Here is a 20,021-nt window from a genome sequence, read left to right on the forward strand (position 1 = left end):
GACAGCAGGCTTGGCCGAGTTGCGGGCGGCGGGCAGGCCTGCTTGAATGGCAGGTACAAGAACTGACATGCGAGGAAACGTGAGAAGGGAGACGTGATGGCGTCCCTGATCGCCTGCGGCATCGATTGCGACGTGCATCCGGCCGTGCCGCATCTGACCAGCCTGCTGCCGTTCCTGAACGACTATTGGCGCGATCAGGTGACGACGCGCGGCATGGTCGACCTCGTCTCGCAATCCTATCCGCAAAATTCGCCGATCACGGCGCGGCCGGACTGGCGGCCCGAGACCGGCAAACCCGGCGAAAGTCTGGAAGCCATGCAGCGCCATGTGCTTGATCCCTTCCAGCTCAAGCATGCCATCTGTAATCCGCTCTACGGCGTACAGATGGTGTTTTCCGAGGACATGCAGGCCGCCTTCTGCCGCGCGCTGAACGATTGGCTGGCGAAGGAGTGGCTCGATCGCGACGCGCGGCTGCGTGGCTCCATCGTGATTCCTACGCAAAGCATCGAGAAGGCCGTCGCCGAGATCGAGCGCTGCGCACAGGACAAGCGCTTCGTGCAAGTGCTCATGCTGGTGATGGGCGATACGCCGCTCGGCAAACGCGCGCTGTGGCCGATCTATGAGGCCGCGGAACGTCTGGAACTCCCGGTCGGCATCCACGCCGGTTCCGCCTATCACAATCCGCCGACCGCCGTGGGCTGGGGGTCCTATCACATCGAGGATTATGTCGGTCAGGCCCAGGCGTTCCAGGCCCAGCTCACCAGCCTGATCGTCGAGGGCGTGTTCGCCAGATATCCGCGGCTGAAGATGGTGATGCTGGAGTCCGGCGTCTCCTGGATCGCGTCCTATCTCTGGCGCCTGCACAAGTTCTGGCGCGGGGTGCGGATGGAGACACCGTGGGTCGATCGCGCGCCGCTAGAGATTGTGCGCAGCAACATCCGCTTCTCGTTACAGCCATTTGATGCGCCGCCGGAACCCGAGACATTAATTCGCCTGTTTGAGCATATGCAGTCGGACGAATTGGTCTTATTCTCCACGGACTATCCGCACTGGCAGTTCGACGCCCAGGACGCGCTGCCCGAAGGTCTGTCCCCCGATCTCGTGCGCAAGATCATGATCGACAATCCCCATGCAACCTATCCCCGCCTGACGTGAGCCCGCTGCCAAAGGAGGCAAGGCGATGAATATCCAGTTCCGCGAGAACCAAGAAGCCGCTTCCCCACTGACCGTCAAAACCGCAATCGCGGACTGCGACATCCATCCGGCACGCGCCACCCGCACCGAGCTCTATCCCTACCTCGCCAAGCGCTGGCAGCATCACCTCGAAGTCTACGGCGTCCATGCCTATCAGGGCATGATGGAAGGACCGCCCTATCCGAAGGCCCAGCCCAATGCCTCGCGCCGCGATGCCTATCCGCCGGAAGGCGGCCCGCAAGGCTCCTCGCTCGCTTTCATGCAGAAGCAGCTGCTCGATCCCAACAACGTGCAGTTAGGCGTGCTCAATCCGCTCAACACCGGGCAGGGCATCCGCAATCACGAGCTCTCGGCCGCGTTATGCTCGGCGATCAACGACTGGCAGATCGACAAATGGACCAGCAAGGACAAGCGGCTGAAGGCGTCCATCGTCGTTGGCAATGAGGACGGGCTGTCGGCCGCCGCCGAGATCCGCGAGCGCGCCGGCGACAAGAACTTCGTGCAGGTGCTGCTGCTCAGCCGCAACGTCGAGCCGCTCGGCCAGCGTCGCTATTGGCCGATCTACCAGGCCGCCGAAGAGGCGGATCTTCCCGTCGGCGTGCACGCCTTCGGCTTCGGCGGCAACCCGATCACGCCCTCGGGCTGGCCATCCTATTACATCGAGGAGATGGTCGGGCACTCGCAGTGCCAGCAATCGGCGCTGGCGAGCCTCGTGCTCGAAGGCGTGTTCGAGCGCTTCCCGAAACTGAAGATGGTGATGATCGAGGCCGGCTTCGGCTGGGCGTCGTCGCTGTGCTGGCGGCTCGACAAGGCCTGGCAGCGGCTGCGCAGCGAGGTCCCGCATGTCAAACGGCCGCCCTCTGAGTATATCCGCGAGCAGGTGTGGTGGACCACGCAGCCGATGGAGGATCCGGAGCGGCGCGAGGATCTGTTCGACGTCATCAAATGGATCGGCTGGGACCGGCTCCTGTTCGCGACCGACTATCCGCATTGGGACTATGACGAGCCGTCGCGCGTGCTGCCGGCGGGCGTCAGCGAGGCCAATCGCGAGGCGTTCTATCTCGGCAACGCTAAGAAGCTGTACGGAATAAATTGATGGCGCGGCATGTGATTGCCGCGGTCCACGAGCTTCCGCCCGGCACGCGAAAATTCCTGGAGATCGACGGACGGCCGATCGCGGTCTTCAACATCAAGGGCGAATATTTCGGCCTGATGAACCGCTGCCCGCATCAGGGCGCGGCGCTATGCGAGGGGCCGTTGATCGGTCTCGCACAGTCGAGCAATCCCGGCGAGATCGAATACACCAAGTTAGGTGAGATCATTCGCTGCCCCTGGCACGGCTGGGAGTTCGACATCCGCACCGGCCAATCCTATTGCGACCCCCGCCGCTTCCGCGTGAAGGCGTATCCAGCCCATGTCGAGCCGGGCGCCAGCGTGGTGAAGGGGCCGTATGTCGCGGAGACCATTCCAGTGAAGGTCGAGAGCGATTACGTGGTGGTGGAATTGTAGCTCTCGCCTCTTTACCCTCCCCTGGAGGGGGAGGGTCGATCGCGCGAAGCGCGAGCGGGGTGGGGTGATCTCTCCCCACGGGCAGTGCTTGATGCGGAGGGACCTTCACCCCACCCCGTCTCACAATATCGCTGCGCTCAATGTGAACCGACCCTCCCCCTCCAGGGGAGGGTAAGAGGCGGCGTGAATGAAGTAACCATCAATGCCCCGCCACCTATGTCGGCATGATCTTCAGGCTTTATTCTGCGCCGCCGCGAGCACCCATTGCCGGAATGCGGCAAGTTTCGGCGCCTCGCGGCGGCCCGCTGGTGCGACCAGGTAGAACCCGGCATCGGCCGGCAGCGCGATCTTGAAGGGGACCACCAGCCGGCCCTTGGCGATGTCGTCCTGGACGTAGGAGGTCCGCCCCATCGCGACGCCGATGCCGTCGATCGCGGCCTGGATGGTCATGAAGATCATGTCGAAGGTGATGCCGGGTTGCCTTGCGATGTCGGCCGGCAGGCCCGCCGCGGTCAGCCACAGTCGCCAATCGTCGCTATTGGCGTTGGAGGTGTGCAGCAGCGGATGATTGCGCAGATCCTCGGGCCGACGCAGCGGCTTGTCGCCGCGAATGAGCGAAGGGCTGCACACCGGAAACAGCTCGTCCGCCATCAGCCAGTCGGCGCGCACGCCCGGCCATTGGCCGCGGCCATAGCGGATCGCGGCATCGACATTGTCGCGTTGGAAGTCGACGAGGCTGGCCGAGGTGGTGATGCGGACGTCGATGCCGGGATGCTGCTCCTGGAAATCGGTCAGGCGCGGCAGCAGCCATTTGGCTGCGAGCGAGGCCAGCGTCGACACCGTCAGCACCTTGTCGTCCTCTTTCCGCAGCAGGCGGTCGGTCGCAAGGCGGAGGTCGTTGAAGGCGGCGCGGACGCCCGGGAGGTAGTCGCGCGCCTCCGGCGTCAGCGCCAGCGCGCGGTTCTGCCGGATGAACAGGCGGATGCCGAGCTCCTCCTCCAGCCTGCGGATCTGATGGCTGATCGCGGTCTGGGTCACGTTCAGCTCGCTGGCTGCCAGCGTGAAGCTGAGATGGCGCGCGGCGGCCTCGAACGCCCGCAATCCGTTCAGGGACGGCAATCTGGCAGTCATTTGGCAGCAGGATACATGACGTTATTTCATGCGAAAAGGTACAAATTGTCGTTTGTCGCAGCGCAGCAGGAAGCAGATATTAGCGGCCAACTTAGCTCCAGGAGCTGAAGATGTCTACTTTGACTGACAATTCGATGACAAATCATCATGTGCCAGGCCTGATCCAGCAGATCGGCGAGACGCTTCATGTCTGGCACGAGCGCTACCGCACCAGGCGCGAGCTGACCAACTGGACCGCGCGAGATCTCCAGGACGTTGGACTGTCCTGGAGCGACATCGCCTATGAGGCCGACAAACCCTTCTGGCGGGCCTGATTGGCCGCCAGGCCGGCGCCGCCTGATGACAGGGGCGCCGGCGGTCCCTCTTCGCTTGGGCATGTGTCATGAGCACCCTCCGCCTCGAAGACCTCAGGCAATATTCGGACACGCTGCGCACCCGGCAAGGCGAAGCGCTCAATGTCCGCTTCGTCGAGCCGCGCGACACCGACGAGCTCCAGCACTATTTCCGCTCGCTCTCGACCCGCTCTCGCTACAACCGCTTCTTCGGGGCGATCAGTGAGTTGCCGAAGGGGCTGCTGCACGATTTCCTTCAGGTCGGCGAACGCGAGCGCTTCACGATCGTGGCGACGATGATGGTCGACGGCTTCGAGACCATCGTGGCCGAAGCGCGCTATGCCTTCCATGCCGAGACCGCGACGCTCGAGTTCGGTCTCTCGGTCGATGACCGCTGGCACGGCCACGGCATCGCCACTGCGCTGCTCAAAAATCTGGAATGCCGCGCGGCCGCGCTCGGCGCCGAGCACATCTTCGGCGACACGCTGCGCTCCAACGAGACCATGGTCTCGCTCGCGCGCAAGTCCGGCTTCGCCTTCGTCAACCATCCAGACGACTGGAAGCTGGTGCGCTTCGACAAGGAGATCACGGTCGCGCCGAAAAACATTCCCTGCGCGAGCTGGCGCCTCGCCGCCCTTTCCCGTCAGGCCGACAGCCCCTCAGCCTCGGCCTGACACCACTGCAAGCCCGGCCTGGCTAAGCCAGAGCCGGGTATTTTTTGCCTCCGGTCTCCTTCCAGCGTCATTCCGGGGCGCGCGTAGCGCGAACCCGGAATCCATTTCACCGCGCGTCTTGTCGCCAAATGGATTCCGGGTTCGATGCTTCGGACCGCGCCTTGCGCGGTCCCGTCGCATCGCCCCGGAATGACGGAAAAATTCGATCTAGGACGACTACTTCCCCGTGAACACCGCTTTCCGCTTCTCGATGAAGGCCTGCACCGCTTCCTTGTGATCGGCGGTCGTGGGGAGGCGGATCAAGCGCTCGGCTTCGTGGTCGCGGGCGGTTTCGAAGTCGAACAGCAGGGCTTCGTCGAGATTGTCCTTCATGTAGCGGAGCGCGAGGCGCGGGCCTTCGGCGGGCGGTTTGGCCAGCGCGAACGCCTCAGTTTGCAATTTGTCGCCGGGCACGACGCGGTTGACGAGGCCGATGGCCTCGCAGCGCGCCGCGTCGACGCGATCGCCGGTGAACATCAATTCGCGCGCCCGCGCGGTGCCGACGAGGCGGGTGAGCAGCCAGGCGATGCCGTAATCGCCGCTGAGGGCGATGCGGGCATAGCCGGTAGCGACGAAGGCGGATTGCGCGGCGATGCGGATGTCGCAGGCCATGGCGATGGCGAGCCCGGCGCCGACCGCGGGGCCGGGCAGGGCGGCGATAGTCGGCTTGCGCACCGAGACCAGCGCGCCGGTGAGCAGCCGCTGCCGTTCCTGGAGATCGGCGACCTTGTCGTCAAAGGACATGTCGAGCTTTGCCTTGTCGCGATGCGCGCCCATGCCCTTGACGTTGCCGCCGGCGCAAAACGCTTCGCCCGCGCCGGTGATCAGCAGCGCGCCGACATCGGGGTTCTCGCCGCAACTCCGGATCATCGTGCGCAACGCCGGCGTCAGCGCATCAGAGAGGGAATTGCGCGCCTCCGGCCGGTTCAGCGTGATGATGGCGACGCGGTCGCGGATGACGCAGAGCAGCTCATTGGTGCCGGTGTCGATGGTGGTTTCCGTGGTCATGTCGCCTCCCCATTTTTGTCGTCATTCCGGGATGGTTCGAAGGACCAGACCCGGAATCTCAAGATTCTCAGGTGCGCAAGTGCGCACCATAGTTCGATGCTTCGCATCGTCCCGGAATGACTCACCAACTCAAAACTTCTCCACCCAGGGCCGCAGCTCCAGCTCCCAGCTCCAGGCGCTGCGCGGCTGCTGAAGCACGTTCCAATAGCTCTGCGCGATCGCATCGGGATCGAGCATCGAGTCCGGCTTGTCCGCGGCTTCCGTCCGCGCGGTGCTCTTGATGCCACCGTCGATCACGAAATGCGCGACATGGATGCCCTGCGGCGACAATTCGCGCGCCAGGCTCTGCGCAAGGCCGCGGAGCGCGAACTTGCCCATCGCGAATGGGGCAGACTGCGCATAACCCTTGACGCTGGCCGAAGCGCCGGTGAACAGGATGGCGCCATGCTGGTTCGGCAGCATGCGCTTGGCTGCCTGCTGCGCCACCAGGAAGCCGCCATAGGCGCTGACCGCGATCGCCTGCGCGACATCGGTCGGGACCAGATCGACGAACGGCCCGCGCGTGCGGCCGGAGGCATTGTAGATGACGAGGTCGGGGGTGCCGATCTCGCGCTCGACGAGGCCGAACAGCCGCTCCACCTCGTCAGGCTCGGTGGCGTTGCAGGCATAGGCCTTCGCACCGGTCTCGCTGCAGAGCGCGCCAAGCTTTTCGATCTTGCGCGCGGCGAGCGCGACGCGGATGCTCTGTGCTGCAAGCAGGCGCGCCAGCGATGCGCTCAGGCCTTCGCCGGCACCAACGATGAGGGCGATCTTGTATTTCGGATGTTCCATGGCGTGATCTCGCAGACAGGGAGCCGTTGATCTATGCATGGTCCGCGCGGACAACCAGCCGGCGCGGTCACAATTCCGCAGGGCGAATTGCTCCCTCGCGGCGATCATGCCGCCCTGACAATTTGCGGCTTTATCGCTGTCCGCGACTGGAGCATGATCGACATCATTCGAAGCGGCAAGCGCAAAGAATTGCCGTCGGACGGAAACGAAGAGGACGATCATGCACAAGCCGGTCACAGCGCAGCCACAAGATGTCGCGGCCGCACCATCCGGCCTGCTGGCGCCCGACACCACTGGCATGAATTTCTACCGCGCCGATCCGGCGCTGGCGGACCTTTTGCGCATCCATCTGCCCGAGCCACTGTTCCGCCACATCGAGCCGCACCTCGATCGCCTCGGCGAGCTCGCTGGCGGCCATCTCGACGAATGCGCGCGGCTTGCCGACCGGCACACGCCTATTCTGCACCAGCGCGACAAGTTCGGCCGCGACGTGCAATGGATCGAATATCACCCGGCCTATCGCGAATTGGAGAACGCTGCATTCGGTCAGTTCGGCATCCACGCCCTCTCGATCCGCAAGGGCATCATGGGTTGGCCGGACAAATATCCTGTGGTCGCCAAGCACGCCTTCACCTTCCTGTTCAACCAGACCGAATTCGGCATGGGCTGCCCGATCAACGTCACCGATGGCTGCGCCAAGCTGCTGGCGAATTTCGGCAGCGAGGACCTGAAGGCGAAATATCTGGACGGCCTGACCTCGACCGACATGAGCAAGCTGACGCAAGGCGGCCAGTTCATGACCGAGAAAGAGGGCGGCTCCGACGTCGGCACGCTGACCACGCGCGCGGTGCGGGAGGGCGACCATTGGCGTCTGTACGGCGAGAAGTGGTTCTGCTCGAATGCCGACGCGAAAGTCGTGATGCTGCTGGCGCGCCCCGAAGGCGCCGGCCCCGGCACGCGCGGCGTCGGCCTGTTCCTGATGCCGCGCTTCCTCGATGGCGGCGCACAGAACCACTACCGGATCGTGCGTCTCAAGGACAAGCTCGGCACGCGCTCGATGGCCTCGGGCGAGATCAAGCTCGAAGGCGCGGTCGCGTACGCGGTCGGCAAGCTCGACCGCGGCTTTGTGCAGATGGCCGAGATGGTGAACTCGTCGCGGCTCTCCAACGGCGTCAAGTCGACCGCGCTGATGCGCCGCGCCTATCATGACGCGATGACCGTGGCGACGAACCGCGTCGTGTTCGGCAGCCGCATCATCGACCTGCCGCTGGGACGGCGGCAGATGCTGAAGATCATGCTGCCGGTCGAGCAGGCGCTGTCGATGAGCTTTCTCACTGCGGACGCGCTCGATCGCGCGGAAGCCGGCAGCCAGGATGCCGCGGCGCTGCTGCGCATCCTCACCCCGACGCTGAAATTCCGCGCCACGCGCGATGCGCGCAAGGTTTGCGGTGATGCGCTCGAGATGCGCGGCGGCATCGGCTACATCGAGGAATTCGCCACCGCCCGCCTGCTGCGCGATGCCCATCTCGGCTCGGTCTGGGAAGGCACCGGCAACATCGTCGCCATCGATGCACTGCGGCGCGCAGTAGGCCGTCACGGCGCGGAGTCCGCGCTCGCCGCCGATCTGCACGCGCGGCTCGACGACAGCGCCTCTGTGCCGCAGGCCTGGCGCGACCATCTGCGCGGCCTCACCGATCGCGCCGTCGGCTTCGCACGTGAGGTCGCGGCCAAGTCGGAGAACGAGGCGGATGCGCGCCGCGCGACGAGCCTGCTCTATCATGTCGCCAGTGCCGTGGCGCTGGCATGGGAGGCGCACCGCATCCATGCCATGCGCGGCGATGCACGCCGGCTGCTGCTGTCGCGCCTCGTGATCGACCATCGCGTGACGCCGAGCGATCCGTTCCGGCTGACGGAAAATGCCGCGCAGGCGAAGATCGCCGCGCTGCTGCTCGGTGATCGCGCCGCCGGCATGAGCGAGGTTGGCGAACTGGTTCTGGCAGCGTAGGCTCTCTCTTCACCTCTCCCCATGGGAGAGGTGAAGTCCCCCATACTCAACGATAATCATAACAACGAGGAAACACCGATGAAGGCCGCCGTCCTCCATGAAGTCAACCAGCCGCTCGTCATCGAGGACATCAGCCTGCCGAAGCCGGGCCCGCGCGAGGTGTTGATCCGCACCGCGGTCGCCGGCCTCTGCCACTCCGATCTGCACTTCATGGAAGGGCTCTATCCGCATCCGCTGCCCGCGGTGCTCGGTCACGAATCCGCCGGCGTGGTCGAGCAGGTCGGCTCCGATGTCACCTACGTCAAGCCGGGCGACCATGTCGTCACTTGCCTGTCCGTGTTTTGCGGCACCTGCGACAACTGCACCACGGGCCGGACCGTGCTCTGCACCGACACCACGGTGAAGATGATGCCGGGCGTCTCCAATCGGATGCAGTGGTCGAAGCCGGAAAAGCTGCACCAGTTCCTCAATCTCTCCTCCTTCGCCGAGCAGATGCTGGTGCATGAGAACGCCATCGTGAAGATTCGCAAGGAGATGCCGCTCGATCTCGCCGCGCTGATCGGCTGCGGCGTCATCACCGGCTACGGCGCGGTGGTGAACACGGCGAAAGTGACGGCCGGTGAGACCGTCGCCGTGATCGGCTGCGGCGGTGTCGGCATGGCCGCGATCAACGGCGCGCAGATCGCCGGCGCCGGCCGCATCATCGCCATCGACACCAATCCTGCGAAACTCCAGCTCGCGACCAAGCTGGGCGCGACCGACATCATCAATCCCGCCGACGGCGACGTCGTGAAGCAGGTGCGCGACCTCACCAATGGCGGCGTGCATCATTCCTTCGAGGTGCTCGGCCGCAAGGAGACCGCGGAGCAGGCGTTCGCCATGCTCGCTTCCGGCGGCACCGCCACCATCGTCGGCATGATCCCGTTCGGGCAGAAGATCGAGCTTCACGGCTTCGACTTCCTGCGCGAGCGCAAGATCCAGGGCTCATCGATGGGCTCGAACCATTTCCGCGTCGACATGCCGCGCCTGGTCGATTTCTACCTGCGCGGCCGGCTGCATCTGGAAGACTGGATCTCGGCCAAGCTGAAGCTGAACGAGATCAACGAGGGCTTTGCCAACATGAAGGCCGGCAAGACGCTGCGCAGCGTGATCGCGTTTGATAGTTGATATGAGCTCTGGCGCCAGCCGGCGTCGCTACAGAAAAGGTGTCATCGCCCGGCTTGTCCGGGCGATCCAGTACTCCGCGGCGGAGATTGCGTGAACCAATGACGGCCGCGGAGCCCTGGATGCCCCGGTCAAGCCGGGGCATGACAGCGGAGGGTGGGTAGCAACGTGCACGCCTCACCGCGTCATGATCTCGCTGCCGCCATGACTCGCCTCACCGCGACACGTGCGCCGACACGGTCAGCCATGTCCCATCGATCTTCGCCCAGCAATCGGTGTACCGCCCCGTCGCCTGCTGGCCATCACCCGTGGTGTAGCTGGTCGCGGCATGGATGATGGCGAAGTCGCCCATGATGCGGATGATGACGTCGTGCGCGTGCAGATTGCGGATCGCGATCGGCCGCGCCGTCTGCTCCAGGAAAGCGGCGCGGTCGACCAGCGTCTTGTCGGGATTGGAGCAGTAGAATTCCGGGGCCAGGATCTCGCCGAAGCGCTTGACGTCGCAGTTCTGCACGGAAGCGACATAGTCGCGGTTGAGCGCGGTGAGTTGTTCGAGGTCGTTGCTCATTGTGTTTCCTCCTCCCTGTCATTCCGGGGCGCGCGAAGCGCGAACCCGGAATCACGAAATTGTTTTGCTCCGTCATTGCGAGCGGAGCGAAGCAATCCAGAAATGTCTCCGCGGATGCAACCTGGATTGCTTCGCTCCGCTCGCAATGACGAGAAGGCTAATCACTGAATAATGGCGGCGGCACGAATCCGCCGAACTCCCGCTCGATCAGCTCGGCCAGCTTGAGCGGTGTGCGGTCCTCGAGGAAGGGCCCAACGATCTGCACGCCGACCGGCAGGCCGTCCTTCGACAGGCCGAGAGGAACGGCCGTTGCCGGCAGGCCCGGCAACGTCGCAATGCCCGGCCAGGCGAGCTGGTCGGAATAAGGATAGTCCTTGCCGTCGATGCTGATCGTTCGCAGGCGCTGCTCCGGCGAATGGTCATGCGGAAAGGCCGGCGTCGGCATGATCGGGCAAATCACCGCGTCGAAGCTCTTGAACAGCGCGCGCCATTGCGCACGCAGGCCGGCGCGGGCGCCGGCGTCGAGCACCCAGGCGCGGTGGCTCTCAGTGATGCCGCGCAATCGCTCCGCACCGAGGCTGCGATCCTCAGGCGAAAGCTGGCTCGCTCTGGCTTGCGCATCCGCAAGCTCGTCCGGCAGGAAGAACGCGCCGAGGAAGCCCAGCAGCATGCGCATGTAAAGCCGCGACGTCGCCGCAAAGTCCGGGAGCTGGCCGCTCTCGCGCGCGATCGTCACGCCGGCCTTCGGCAGATCGGTCGCGAGCTTGTCGATCGCGCCGCGGACGTCCCGGTCGGTCGGCAGCAGCGGATGGCTGTCGATCACCAGGACGCGAAAATCCCGCAGCGACTGATGCCGCGCAGCAGGCAAATCGAGCTTGTAGGCGACGCCGGCATCGAGCGGATCCGGTCCGGCCATGACGTCGAGCAGCAAGGAGAGATCCGCAGCGGTGCGTGCCATCGGGCCGATGACGGCGAGGTCGCCCTCGCGAGGAATGGCTGGAAACGGCGGCGGGGTCTCGCCACGCGCCGCGCAGAGATTGATGGTCGGCTTGTGGGCGAAGATGCCGCAATGAAAGGCCGGCACCCGCAGGGAGCCTCCGATGTCGGAGCCGGTGGCGAGCGCGCAATAGCCCGCGGCGAGGGCTGCCGACGATCCTCCGGAGGATCCACCCGGTGTGCGGCCGAGATCATAGGGGTTGTTGGTAGTGCCGTAGATGTCGTTGTAGCTCTGCCAGTCGCCGAGGCCGACCGGCACGTTGGTCTTGCCGAGGATCACGCCGCCGGCCTGCTTGATGCGGGCCACCGCCAGCGCGTCCTCCACAGGCTTGAAATCCTTCTGCGGCACGAACCCCCAGGTCGTCGGCAGGCCGGCGATGTTGAAGGATTCCTTGATCGTCGTGGGCAGGCCGAGCAGCGGCTTGCGCTCACCGCGCGCCAATGCAGCATCCGCCTCGCGCGCGGCGCCGAGCGCGCGATCGAAATCCCGGACGCAGATCGCGTTGATCTTGCCGTCGTGACGCTCGATACGGGCGATCGCGTCCTGCGCGAGCTCGACCGCGGAGACCTTCTTCGCGTTCAATGCGGCCGCCAGCTCGACCGCACTCTTGAAACTCCATTCCGATTTGGCCACGGCGCGTCTCCCGCTCTGGTTGTCGGAGGATGATGCGCAGTTTGGCCGAATGCTGCAACCGCTGTTTGATCGCGATTGCCATGCCTGGCTGCTGGTCATCGGGGAGATCCAACAACAAAGCCGGTGCATCGCCCGGCTTGACCGGGCGATCCAGTACTCCGTGACAGCAGTGATAGAGCCGATGGGCCGCGGCGTACTGGATCGCCCGCCTTCGCGGGCGATGACAGCGGAATGTGACGCGGCCTACGCCGCCCCAATCACGATTCCCACCGCCAGCACGATGGCGCCGCCGAGCACGATCTGGAACACGGCCTGGAGGAACGGCGTGTCCATGTATCGCGCGCGGATGAAGGCAATCGCCCACAATTCGAAGAACACGACGACGCAGGCGATTCCCGTCGCGATCCAGAACGCGTTCGCCCATGTGTCGGGCACGAGATACGGCGCGGTGTGGCCGAGCCCGCCGAGCGTCGTCATTGCGCCGCAGGTGATGCCGCGCAGCCAGGGCGAGCCGCGTCCCGTGAGCGAGCCGTCGTCGGATAGGGCTTCCGCAAACCCCATGCTGATGCCGGCGCCGATCGAGGCGGCGAGGCCGACGAGAAAGGTTTGCCAGTTCTGGTGCGTGGCGAAGGCCGCCGCGAACAGCGGCGCCAACGTCGAGACCGAGCCGTCCATCAGGCCGGCGAGGCCCGGCTGCACATATTGCAGCACGAACATCCGCCGCCGCGTGCGGTCTTCCTCCGCGCGCACGTCAGGCTTGAGGATCTCGTCGGTCAATCTGGCGGCGGTATGCTCGTGGCTCTTCTCGGCTTCGGCGAGGTCGCCGAGCAGCCGGCGCACGCTGACGTCCTCGGCCTGCTCGGCGGCCTTCGCATAGAAGCGCTCGGCCTCGAGCTCCATGGTCTCGACTTCTCTTCGGATGGTGTCGAGCGGCAGGTTCTTGGTCAGCCAGATCGGCCGGCGGCGCAGGAAGCCTTTGACGTCCTCGCGGCGGATCGGCGGCAGATGCTGGCCGAAGCGCTGCTCGTACGTCTCCAGCAGCATGTGACGATGGCCGCGCTCCTCCTCGGCCATCTGCTCGAACAGCTTGGCCGAGTCGGGATAGCGCTCCTTCAGGTCCTCGGCGAAGGTCATGTAGATGCGGCTGTCCTCCTCCTCGGAGGAGATCGCGACCGCCAGCACCTCGCGCTCGGTCAGATCGGCAAAATTCTTCACGACGGCCCTGTCATTAGTTTAGAACTATTCTAAACTATATAGAGCGCGGCCGTTTCCGGGTCAAATCAGGCCGTGCCAGCCTCTGCGAGGAAATCCAGTAGCAACCGGCTCACCTCAGCCGGCTGTTCCTGCTGCACCCAATGGCCGGCGCCGTCGACGAGATGGCAGCCGAGCATCTTCGTGCATGCGCGCGCCTGCATCGTCTCGAACACGCCCGGACGCTGATAAGTGCCCCAATCCTGCTTGCCCGAGATGAAGCAGGAGGGCACGTCGATGCTGCGGCCGGCAAACAATTGCAGCTCGTTGTTGAAAGCGCCCGAGGTGCCGCAACGATACCATTGCAGCCCGCCCTGGAATCCGGTGCGGCCATATTCGGCACTGTAGTAAGCGAGCTCGCGCTCCGGCAGCCACTGATTGGCGGCGACTACGGCCGGCGACGGCATTTCCTTCGCAACCGTCTCGGCCATGGTCTCGTTCAGGTCCATCACGTAATAGGTCGGCAGCTTCGCCAGCTCGCCCGCCGACCACGATTCGAGCGGATACGGCTTGTTCCCGGTCCAGTCCGCGCTCTTGTGATGATAATAGGCGCGCAGGAAATCATGCAGGCCCTGTGGCGCACGGTGCATGTCGGCGTTCGCCTCGCGCGTCGCGTAGTACCATTGATAGTGTTTTCGCGGCCGCGGTAGCGCGGCGAGCTCGCGATGAACAGGATCTTCGGCCGGCGGCTTTGCCGGCCCATCGACGGTGCCAAACGGCAGCGGCGGCGGTCCGCCGAACGGCGCGCTCATCATCGTCACCGAACGAAACACGTCAGGCCGGATCAAGGCGCACCAGGCCGCAACCGGGCTACCGAAATCGTGCCCGACCACATCGGCCTGCCTGTAGCCGAACGCCGACACCAGGCCGAGCGCATCACGCACGAGATTGAACAGCGAGAAGGGCCCGAGATCACCGTCATACTCCGCACGCCATCCCGTCGTGCGTCCATAGCCGCGCTGGTCCGGCGCGATCACGTGATAGCCGGCCGCGGCGAGCGCCGGCATCACCTTGCGCCAGGAGAACGCCAGCTCCGGAAAACCGTGCAGCAAGAGGATGCAGGGCCGGCCCCTGGTCTCGAAGCCGGCCTCCAGCACATGCATGCGCAGACCGTTGATGCCGTCGACATAGCGCGAACGGATTCCGGCGGGCAGCGGGATGTCGGGGAGCGCGGTCATCATTTCCTCCGTGGGCGTCTCTTACCCTCCCCTGGAGGGGGAGGGTCGATCGCGCGAAGCGCGAGCGGGGTGGGGTGATCTCTCAACACTGGCAGTTTCAACGAGGAGAGACCGTCACCCCACCTCGGTTCGCATTCCGCTGCGCTGCATGCGAACCGATCCTCCCCCTCCAGGGGAGGATGGGAGTTCGCGGCGCGAGCCGCACTAGACTAAACCATCTCACACACGAATCCGTTGCCCTTGCGCCGGATCTTCCCCACCGACGGCGAGGGAAAATGCGCGGTGCAGCACAGTGTGTCGGTGTCGCAATAGCGGTCCAGGAAGCTGCGGCGCGTCGCGGCTGCCTTGGCCGGGTCGATGTCGAATTTGATCGACAGCTCCGGATAGAGCGTCTGCAACGGCGAATGCATGAGGTCGCCGGAGAATACCGCATCGTCCTTGCCGCGGCCCATCGTGATGGCGATATGACCCGGCGTGTGGCCCGGTGTCGGCAGGATGCGGACGTGATCGCCGATTGCATGGTCGTTGCCGACGAGCTCATGGCGCCCCGCCTCGACCACCGGCAGCACGCTATCGGCGAAAGGCGGGATCTCCGCCTTCGCATTCTGTGCGGTCCAATGGTCGAATTCCTGCTTGGCGAAGATGTAACGCGCCTTCGGGAAGGTCGGGACCCAGCGGCCGTTCTCCAGCCGGGTGTTCCAGCCGACGTGGTCGACATGCAGATGCGTGCACATCACGAAATCGATGTCATCGACCGAGAACCCCGCGGCGCTGAGACCGCGCAAATAAGTGTCGTCGGTCTTCATGTTCCATTTCGGCCGATTGGGGCGCGGCTTGTCGTTGCCGATGCAGCTGTCGACCAGGATGGTATGGTGCGGCGTCTTCACCACGTAGGACTGGAAGCACAGCAGCAGCACGTCGTCATCGTCGAGTGCGTTGGCCTGCCGCATCCACGCCCGGTTCTCGGCCAGCACTTCCGCCGTCAGTCCCGGCAGCATCTCCAGCGCCGGCACGAACGAGGTTTCCTGCTCGATGACGCGATGGATGGTGAGATCGCCGACCGAGAGTTTCAGGCTCATGGACGCTCCTTGCGGGTTACGCCGCCGGCGGCACCGAGATCTTCACCGAGGGCCGCTCCAGCATCTTCTGGTGGAAGGCATCGAGCTTCGGATAGGCCTTGCGCCAGCCGCAATCGGCGAAGCGGAAGTCGGCATAGCCGAGCACGCAAACGAGCCCGATCTGCGAGATGTCGAACGGGCCGTTCAGCACCTCCGGCATGTTCTCGAAGCGCGCCATGCCGGTCCAGGCCCGGTTCCAGTGGTCGTCCGACCAGGCCTGCCATTGCAGCCCCTGCGGCCGCACCATCTTCTCGTAGCGGCACAGCAGCATGGAATCGAGCATGCCGTTGATCAGCGAGTGGTTGGTCTTGGCCTTCCAGCGCCGCGGACCATAGTCCGGGATCAGGCCGCCGCCGGCCATCTCGTTGAGATATTCGACGATGACGTAGGAGTCCAAAATCACGTCGCCGTCATTGGTGATCAGCACCGGCAGCTTCTTCAGCGGCGTGATCTTCGAATAGTCCTCGTTGGCCGTGCCCGGCGCGACGGTTGCGGGCACGAGCTCGATCTTGTCGATCAGCCCGAGCTCGATCGCGGCGATGCGCACCTTGCGGGCGAAGGGCGAGGCGGGGGAGAAGGTGAGCTTCATCGAAATAACCTCTATCCAGACACACAGTCCTCATCCTGAGGAGCGCGCCGCTTGGCGCGTCTCGAAGGATGGACAACGAGGGATGGTCTCTCGTTACCCGGCGCGAACGCCGGGTAACTGTGCTTGTGGCGCATCCTTCGAGATGCGCGCGTTGCGCGCTCCTCAGGATGAGGGCGGAGGGCGCAGCTTACGCCGCGACGATCTCCTGGCGCTGCTCGCCGAGACCTTCGATGCCGAGCGTGACGACATCGCCGACATTGAGGAAGGTCGGCGGCTTCATGCCCATGCCGACGCCGGGCGGGGTGCCCGTGGTGACGACGTCGCCGGGCAGCAGCGTCATGAATTGCGAGACGTAGGAGATGCACTTGGCCATGGTGAAGATCATGGTCGCGGTCGAGCCGGTCTGGCGGCGCTGGCCATTGACGTCGAGCCACATCGACAGATTCTGCACGTCCTTGATCTCGTCCTTGGTGGCGAGCCACGGCCCGAGTGGGCCGAACGTGTCGTGCGACTTGCCCTTGGTCCACTGGCCCAGGCGCTCGATCTGGAAATTGCGCTCGGAGACGTCGTTGCAGACGCAGTAGCCGGCGACGTGGTTGAGCGCGTCGGCTTCCGAGACGTATTTCGCACGAGTGCCGATGATCGCGGCAATCTCGACCTCCCAGTCGAGCTTGGTCGAGCCGCGCGGCTTCTCGACCGGATCATTCGGGCCGCAGAGCGCCGTGTTCGCCTTGAGGAAGAAGATCGGCTCGGCCGGAATCGGGTTGCCCGTCTCCTTGGCATGGTCGCTGTAGTTGAGGCCGATCGCCACGAATTTCGAGATGCCGGTGACGGGCGCACCGAACCGCGGCTTGCCGGAGACGGCGGGCAGCGAGGCAGGATCGAGCGCCGCCAGCTTCTTCAGGGACTCAGGCGAATAGGCCTCGCCGGTGAGGTCCTTCAGATGCGCCGACAGGTCGCGCAACTGGCCGGATCTGTCGATCAGGCCGGGCTTTTCCGCACCCTTCTCGCCGTAACGAACAAGCTTCATTCTCGTCTCTCCCTGGAGATTGGACCGATCGGTTAATAGCTTCATGGAACAGGGCGGCAGGAAATTCAACCGCTCAAAACAGAGATCACCCCAGCGCTACAAACCTGAACGCGTTCCCGTCCCGCCTGATATGTCCCGCCGAAAAGTGCCCGCCGATCACCAGCGTCGGCGTGTCGGCAAACCGGCCGAACAGCGCTGCCCGCGTCGCGGCCGATTGCGCCTGGTCGGAATCGGCGGTCGAGGACCAGTCGAGATGCGCCATCTGGCAGGGATGATGGGCGACGTCGCCGGTGAGCAGGCCCTGTTCGCCGTCAGACTGGATGAGGATGCTCATATGGCCGGGGCTGTGGCCCGGGGTCGGGATCATGCTGATTTCCTCGCAGAGCCGGTGGTCGCTGGGAATCAAATCGGCCCTGCCGGCATCGACGATCGGCTGCACCGAATCATTGAACACCGCCGCCTTGTCCGGCTCCGTCGAATGGTCGCGCCAGTGCTCGTATTCGGTCCTGCCGAAAGCGTAGCGCGCCTTCGGAAAGGTCGGCATCCATTTGCCATCGACCAGCTTCGTGTTCCAGCCGACATGATCGACATGGAGATGCGTGCACAGCACGGTGTCGATGCTGTCGGGCGGAAAGCCGGCCGCCGTCATGGTCTCCAGAAATGGCGTGCTGCGGTTGTTCCAGGTCGGGACGCTGCGGCCCTGCTTGTCGTTGCCAAGGCCGGTATCGACCACGATGCGCTTGCCTTGCGTCTCCACCACCAGCGAATGGATCGACATTTTCAGCCGGCCTTCTTCAGTGGCGTAATGCGGGATGAGCCAGGGCAGCTTGCGGATTTCCTCGTTGGTCGCGAGCGGCAGGATGAAACGGGTCGAGCCGACCGTCTCCAATTCCACCACCTTTGTGATTTTGACCCTGCCCACCTTCCAATGCATCCGGCACCTTCCCATGTCTTTTTGGCGCCAAAACATGCGTTCTTCCGCCGTCAAGCGCAATGGATCATCTGACGCGATGCGGCGTTATCGCGGGAACCCAGGACAAGACCGAAAAGACAAACCCGAAGAGAGAGCCAATGCCGGAGCTTACGATTTCCGCTGATAAGGTCGCCTTCATCATCGAGAAGGCGCGCGAATTCGACGTCAAGGAGGCGGGCTCCGATCCGGATTCCGGCTCCAACCCGAGCGATGACGATGCGGTCGATGTCCTCGACGACGATGGCTCCGACCCTGTCGTCCAAGAGCTCGGAAGCTTCATGATCGCCTTGAACGAGGACGAGCAGCTCGATCTCGTCGCGTTGACCTGGCTCGGTCGCGGTGACGGCACGATCGAGGATTGGGACGATTTGCGGGCCCGCGCCGTGGAGGCGCGAGGTGAGTATCGCAGCCCGCGGCGCGAAACGGTGCACTATCTGCTTGGCGAGCCGATGCTGGGCGACCTGCTCGCCAATGGGCTCGCCGAATTCGGCGTCGACTGGACCGGCGAGCGCCTCACCGCCGATTCCTCCGATCCCAGCGAACGGGACGAGGACGAAGCGACGAAGCAGCGGTGAGATGTTCTCACCTCTGCTCCACGCTCTCCGCCGTCATGCCCCGGCTTGACCGGGGCATCCTGGGCGCCCGATCAAGTCGGGCGATGACAGTTGTGCGTGTGGCAGCTGATCCCGATCTACAGCGTGCCCGGGAACGCACCACCATCCAGCAGAATGTTCTGTCCGGTGATGAAGCCGGCCTTGGCACCGCACAGGAAGGCGCAGGCGTAGCCGAACTCGTCGGGCTGGCCGAAGCGGCCGGCCGGGTTGAGCTTGGCGCGCTCGGCCAGGATCTGCTCTGGGCTGACGCCGCGCTTGTCGGCTTCGGCCTTTGCGGTGCCGGTGAGACGATCGGTCTCGAACGGGCCCGGCAGCAGGCCGTTGATGGTGACGTTGTTGATCACCGTCTTGCGCGAGAGGCCGGCGATGAAGCCGGTGAGGCCGGCGCGCGCGCCGTTGGAGAGGCCGAGGATGTCGATCGGCGCCTTCACCGCGGCCGAGGTGATGTTGACGATGCGGCCGAACTTGCGCGCCATCATGCCGTCCACCGTCGCCTTGATCAGCTCGATCGGGGTGAGCATGTTGGCGTCGATCGCCTTGATCCAGTCGTCGCGGGTCCAGTTGCGGAAATCGCCGGGGGGCGGGCCGCCGGCATTGTTGATCAGGATGTCGGGATCGGGGCAGGCCTTCAGCACCGCCTCGCGGCCGGCAGGCGTTGTGATGTCGCCGACGATCTCGGTGACCGTCACATCGGGATAGGCCTTACGGATCTCATCGGCCGTCTTCTTCAGGGCCTCGGCGCCGCGCGCGGTCAGAGTGACATGAACGCCGGCCTCCGCCAGCGAGATGGCGCAGGCGCGCCCGAGGCCCTTGCTGGATGCGCAGACGATGGCGCGGCGACCTTTGATCCCAAGATCCACTGTTTCACTCCCGAAAATAGCAGGCAGGTTTTGAACGGCGACCACTTTAGCCAACATCAGTGCCGCTGATAAGGGACGGGCTCGCACCAAAATGCATGCGCGCTGGCGCTGCGATGCAAATGCGCCAGATCAGATGCGCCGTTCCTGCTTGAGGCGGTCGATCGCGGAGGCGACCTCGGGCGGCCGCGATCTGAAGCCCATCTGGCCAGCCCGGTCCTGAAACCGAGGCCGACCGCGGCGTAAAGCTGCTCATGAGCACAACCCTGGCTTGACGAGACGAATGAACGCCGAACCGATCATTCCGGTTTCAGATCGCTAAAATC

At 64.6% G+C, this 20,021-nt stretch carries 20 protein-coding genes and 1 pseudogene; 8 read left to right on the forward strand and 13 right to left on the reverse strand.

Annotated features, from left to right (window positions below; translation table 11 throughout):
- Positions 1-96 precede the first annotated feature (96 nt).
- Genes CVM73_RS12475 through CVM73_RS12485 form a run of 3 tightly spaced genes read left to right on the forward strand, consistent with a single transcriptional unit; the run spans position 97 to position 2,703 of the window.
- Complete coding sequence (locus CVM73_RS12475; protein WP_100232280.1) at positions 97-1,155, forward strand: amidohydrolase family protein; 1,059 nt, start codon at positions 97-99, stop codon at positions 1,153-1,155.
- Positions 1,156-1,180: 25 nt separating this feature from the next.
- A complete protein-coding gene (locus CVM73_RS12480) occupies positions 1,181-2,290 on the forward strand; it encodes an amidohydrolase family protein (protein WP_100232281.1) in 1,110 nt (369 codons plus the stop codon).
- Positions 2,290-2,703, forward strand: coding sequence for a Rieske (2Fe-2S) protein (locus tag CVM73_RS12485; RefSeq protein ID WP_100232282.1), 414 nt, complete (start codon positions 2,290-2,292; stop codon positions 2,701-2,703). The genes CVM73_RS12480 and CVM73_RS12485 overlap by 1 nt, the downstream gene beginning before the upstream one ends.
- Before the next feature lie 231 nt (positions 2,704-2,934).
- Here the strand turns inward: CVM73_RS12485 and CVM73_RS12490 are convergent, their stop codons facing one another.
- On the reverse strand, positions 2,935-3,834 hold the full coding sequence (locus CVM73_RS12490; RefSeq protein ID WP_100232283.1) for a transcriptional regulator GcvA: 900 nt from the start codon (positions 3,832-3,834) through the stop codon (positions 2,935-2,937).
- A gap of 110 nt (positions 3,835-3,944) precedes the next feature.
- On the opposite strand from CVM73_RS12490, the gene CVM73_RS12495 reads away from it, so the two are divergent.
- Positions 3,945-4,148: a DUF1127 domain-containing protein gene (locus CVM73_RS12495; RefSeq protein WP_100232284.1), complete on the forward strand. Its 204-nt coding sequence runs from the start codon at positions 3,945-3,947 to the stop codon at positions 4,146-4,148.
- Positions 4,149-4,216: 68 nt separating this feature from the next.
- Positions 4,217-4,840, forward strand: coding sequence for a GNAT family N-acetyltransferase (locus tag CVM73_RS12500; RefSeq protein WP_100232285.1), 624 nt, complete (start codon positions 4,217-4,219; stop codon positions 4,838-4,840).
- 216 nt (positions 4,841-5,056) lie between these two features.
- Here CVM73_RS12500 and CVM73_RS12505 read toward each other — a convergent pair whose 3' ends face one another.
- Both CVM73_RS12505 and CVM73_RS12510 read right to left on the reverse strand, forming a co-directional pair.
- Positions 5,057-5,887: an enoyl-CoA hydratase gene (locus tag CVM73_RS12505; protein WP_100232286.1), complete on the reverse strand. Its 831-nt coding sequence runs from the start codon at positions 5,885-5,887 to the stop codon at positions 5,057-5,059.
- A gap of 129 nt (positions 5,888-6,016) precedes the next feature.
- On the reverse strand, positions 6,017-6,718 hold the full coding sequence (locus CVM73_RS12510; RefSeq protein WP_100232368.1) for an SDR family NAD(P)-dependent oxidoreductase: 702 nt from the start codon (positions 6,716-6,718) through the stop codon (positions 6,017-6,019).
- 220 nt (positions 6,719-6,938) lie between these two features.
- Here CVM73_RS12510 and CVM73_RS12515 point away from each other — a divergent pair, with 220 nt between their 5' ends.
- Positions 6,939-8,723: an acyl-CoA dehydrogenase family protein gene (locus CVM73_RS12515; RefSeq protein WP_100232287.1), complete on the forward strand. Its 1,785-nt coding sequence runs from the start codon at positions 6,939-6,941 to the stop codon at positions 8,721-8,723.
- A gap of 78 nt (positions 8,724-8,801) precedes the next feature.
- A complete protein-coding gene (locus tag CVM73_RS12520) occupies positions 8,802-9,890 on the forward strand; it encodes a Zn-dependent alcohol dehydrogenase (protein WP_100232288.1) in 1,089 nt (362 codons plus the stop codon).
- A gap of 211 nt (positions 9,891-10,101) precedes the next feature.
- Here CVM73_RS12520 and CVM73_RS12530 read toward each other — a convergent pair whose 3' ends face one another.
- The 8 genes from CVM73_RS12530 to CVM73_RS12565 all read right to left on the reverse strand — a co-directional run bounded on the left by CVM73_RS12530 (position 10,102) and on the right by CVM73_RS12565 (position 18,185).
- Positions 10,102-10,455 carry a nuclear transport factor 2 family protein gene (locus tag CVM73_RS12530; RefSeq protein WP_100232290.1) on the reverse strand — a complete coding sequence of 118 codons (354 nt, stop codon included), beginning with the start codon at positions 10,453-10,455 and terminating at the stop codon, positions 10,102-10,104.
- A 157-nt stretch (positions 10,456-10,612) separates the two neighbouring features.
- A complete protein-coding gene (locus CVM73_RS12535; RefSeq protein ID WP_100232291.1) occupies positions 10,613-12,085 on the reverse strand; it encodes an amidase in 1,473 nt (490 codons plus the stop codon).
- Between the two features lie 243 nt (positions 12,086-12,328).
- On the reverse strand, positions 12,329-13,300 hold the full coding sequence (gene mbfA / locus CVM73_RS12540; protein WP_100232292.1) for an iron exporter MbfA: 972 nt from the start codon (positions 13,298-13,300) through the stop codon (positions 12,329-12,331).
- 65 nt (positions 13,301-13,365) lie between these two features.
- Positions 13,366-14,514, reverse strand: coding sequence for an alpha/beta hydrolase (locus CVM73_RS12545; protein WP_100232369.1), 1,149 nt, complete (start codon positions 14,512-14,514; stop codon positions 13,366-13,368).
- Positions 14,515-14,723: 209 nt separating this feature from the next.
- A complete protein-coding gene (locus tag CVM73_RS12550) occupies positions 14,724-15,593 on the reverse strand; it encodes an MBL fold metallo-hydrolase (RefSeq protein ID WP_100232293.1) in 870 nt (289 codons plus the stop codon).
- A gap of 16 nt (positions 15,594-15,609) precedes the next feature.
- Positions 15,610-16,221, reverse strand: coding sequence for a glutathione S-transferase family protein (locus CVM73_RS12555; RefSeq protein ID WP_100232294.1), 612 nt, complete (start codon positions 16,219-16,221; stop codon positions 15,610-15,612).
- Between the two features lie 187 nt (positions 16,222-16,408).
- Complete coding sequence (locus tag CVM73_RS12560) at positions 16,409-17,251, reverse strand: fumarylacetoacetate hydrolase family protein (RefSeq protein ID WP_100232295.1); 843 nt, start codon at positions 17,249-17,251, stop codon at positions 16,409-16,411.
- 85 nt (positions 17,252-17,336) lie between these two features.
- Positions 17,337-18,185: an MBL fold metallo-hydrolase gene (locus CVM73_RS12565; RefSeq protein ID WP_167406804.1), complete on the reverse strand. Its 849-nt coding sequence runs from the start codon at positions 18,183-18,185 to the stop codon at positions 17,337-17,339.
- A gap of 137 nt (positions 18,186-18,322) precedes the next feature.
- Between CVM73_RS12565 and CVM73_RS12570 the strand changes: the two genes are divergently transcribed.
- Positions 18,323-18,799: a DUF3775 domain-containing protein gene (locus tag CVM73_RS12570; RefSeq protein WP_100232371.1), complete on the forward strand. Its 477-nt coding sequence runs from the start codon at positions 18,323-18,325 to the stop codon at positions 18,797-18,799.
- Between the two features lie 116 nt (positions 18,800-18,915).
- Here the strand turns inward: CVM73_RS12570 and CVM73_RS12575 are convergent, their stop codons facing one another.
- Positions 18,916-19,698, reverse strand: a complete 783-nt coding sequence (locus tag CVM73_RS12575) for an SDR family oxidoreductase (RefSeq protein ID WP_100232296.1) — start codon at positions 19,696-19,698, stop codon at positions 18,916-18,918.
- A gap of 129 nt (positions 19,699-19,827) precedes the next feature.
- Positions 19,828-19,929, reverse strand: a pseudogene (locus tag CVM73_RS40920) (CvpA family protein); the annotation flags it as partial.
- Positions 19,930-20,021: the final 92 nt, after the last annotated feature.

The organism is Bradyrhizobium forestalis (assembly GCF_002795245.1).
Taxonomy (GTDB): Bacteria; Pseudomonadota; Alphaproteobacteria; order Rhizobiales; family Xanthobacteraceae; genus Bradyrhizobium; species Bradyrhizobium forestalis.

Excerpts from the sequence above, each read along its gene's own strand:
- CVM73_RS12475 (WP_100232280.1), top strand. The coding sequence starts at position 97 with ATGGCGTCCCTGATCGCCTGCGGCATCGATTGCGACGTGCATCCGGCC.
- CVM73_RS12480 (WP_100232281.1), top strand. The coding sequence starts at position 1,181 with ATGAATATCCAGTTCCGCGAGAACCAAGAAGCCGCTTCCCCACTGACC.
- CVM73_RS12485 (WP_100232282.1), top strand. The coding sequence starts at position 2,290 with ATGGCGCGGCATGTGATTGCCGCGGTCCACGAGCTTCCGCCCGGCACG.
- CVM73_RS12490 (WP_100232283.1), bottom strand. The coding sequence starts at position 3,834 with ATGACTGCCAGATTGCCGTCCCTGAACGGATTGCGGGCGTTCGAGGCC.
- CVM73_RS12495 (WP_100232284.1), top strand. The coding sequence starts at position 3,945 with ATGTCTACTTTGACTGACAATTCGATGACAAATCATCATGTGCCAGGC.
- CVM73_RS12500 (WP_100232285.1), top strand. The coding sequence starts at position 4,217 with ATGAGCACCCTCCGCCTCGAAGACCTCAGGCAATATTCGGACACGCTG.
- CVM73_RS12505 (WP_100232286.1), bottom strand. The coding sequence starts at position 5,887 with ATGACCACGGAAACCACCATCGACACCGGCACCAATGAGCTGCTCTGC.
- CVM73_RS12510 (WP_100232368.1), bottom strand. The coding sequence starts at position 6,718 with ATGGAACATCCGAAATACAAGATCGCCCTCATCGTTGGTGCCGGCGAA.
- CVM73_RS12515 (WP_100232287.1), top strand. The coding sequence starts at position 6,939 with ATGCACAAGCCGGTCACAGCGCAGCCACAAGATGTCGCGGCCGCACCA.
- CVM73_RS12520 (WP_100232288.1), top strand. The coding sequence starts at position 8,802 with ATGAAGGCCGCCGTCCTCCATGAAGTCAACCAGCCGCTCGTCATCGAG.
- CVM73_RS12530 (WP_100232290.1), bottom strand. The coding sequence starts at position 10,455 with ATGAGCAACGACCTCGAACAACTCACCGCGCTCAACCGCGACTATGTC.
- CVM73_RS12545 (WP_100232369.1), bottom strand. The coding sequence starts at position 14,514 with ATGACCGCGCTCCCCGACATCCCGCTGCCCGCCGGAATCCGTTCGCGC.
- CVM73_RS12550 (WP_100232293.1), bottom strand. The coding sequence starts at position 15,593 with ATGAGCCTGAAACTCTCGGTCGGCGATCTCACCATCCATCGCGTCATC.
- CVM73_RS12555 (WP_100232294.1), bottom strand. The coding sequence starts at position 16,221 with ATGAAGCTCACCTTCTCCCCCGCCTCGCCCTTCGCCCGCAAGGTGCGC.
- CVM73_RS12560 (WP_100232295.1), bottom strand. The coding sequence starts at position 17,251 with ATGAAGCTTGTTCGTTACGGCGAGAAGGGTGCGGAAAAGCCCGGCCTG.
- CVM73_RS12565 (WP_167406804.1), bottom strand. The coding sequence starts at position 18,185 with ATGCATTGGAAGGTGGGCAGGGTCAAAATCACAAAGGTGGTGGAATTG.
- CVM73_RS12570 (WP_100232371.1), top strand. The coding sequence starts at position 18,323 with ATGCCGGAGCTTACGATTTCCGCTGATAAGGTCGCCTTCATCATCGAG.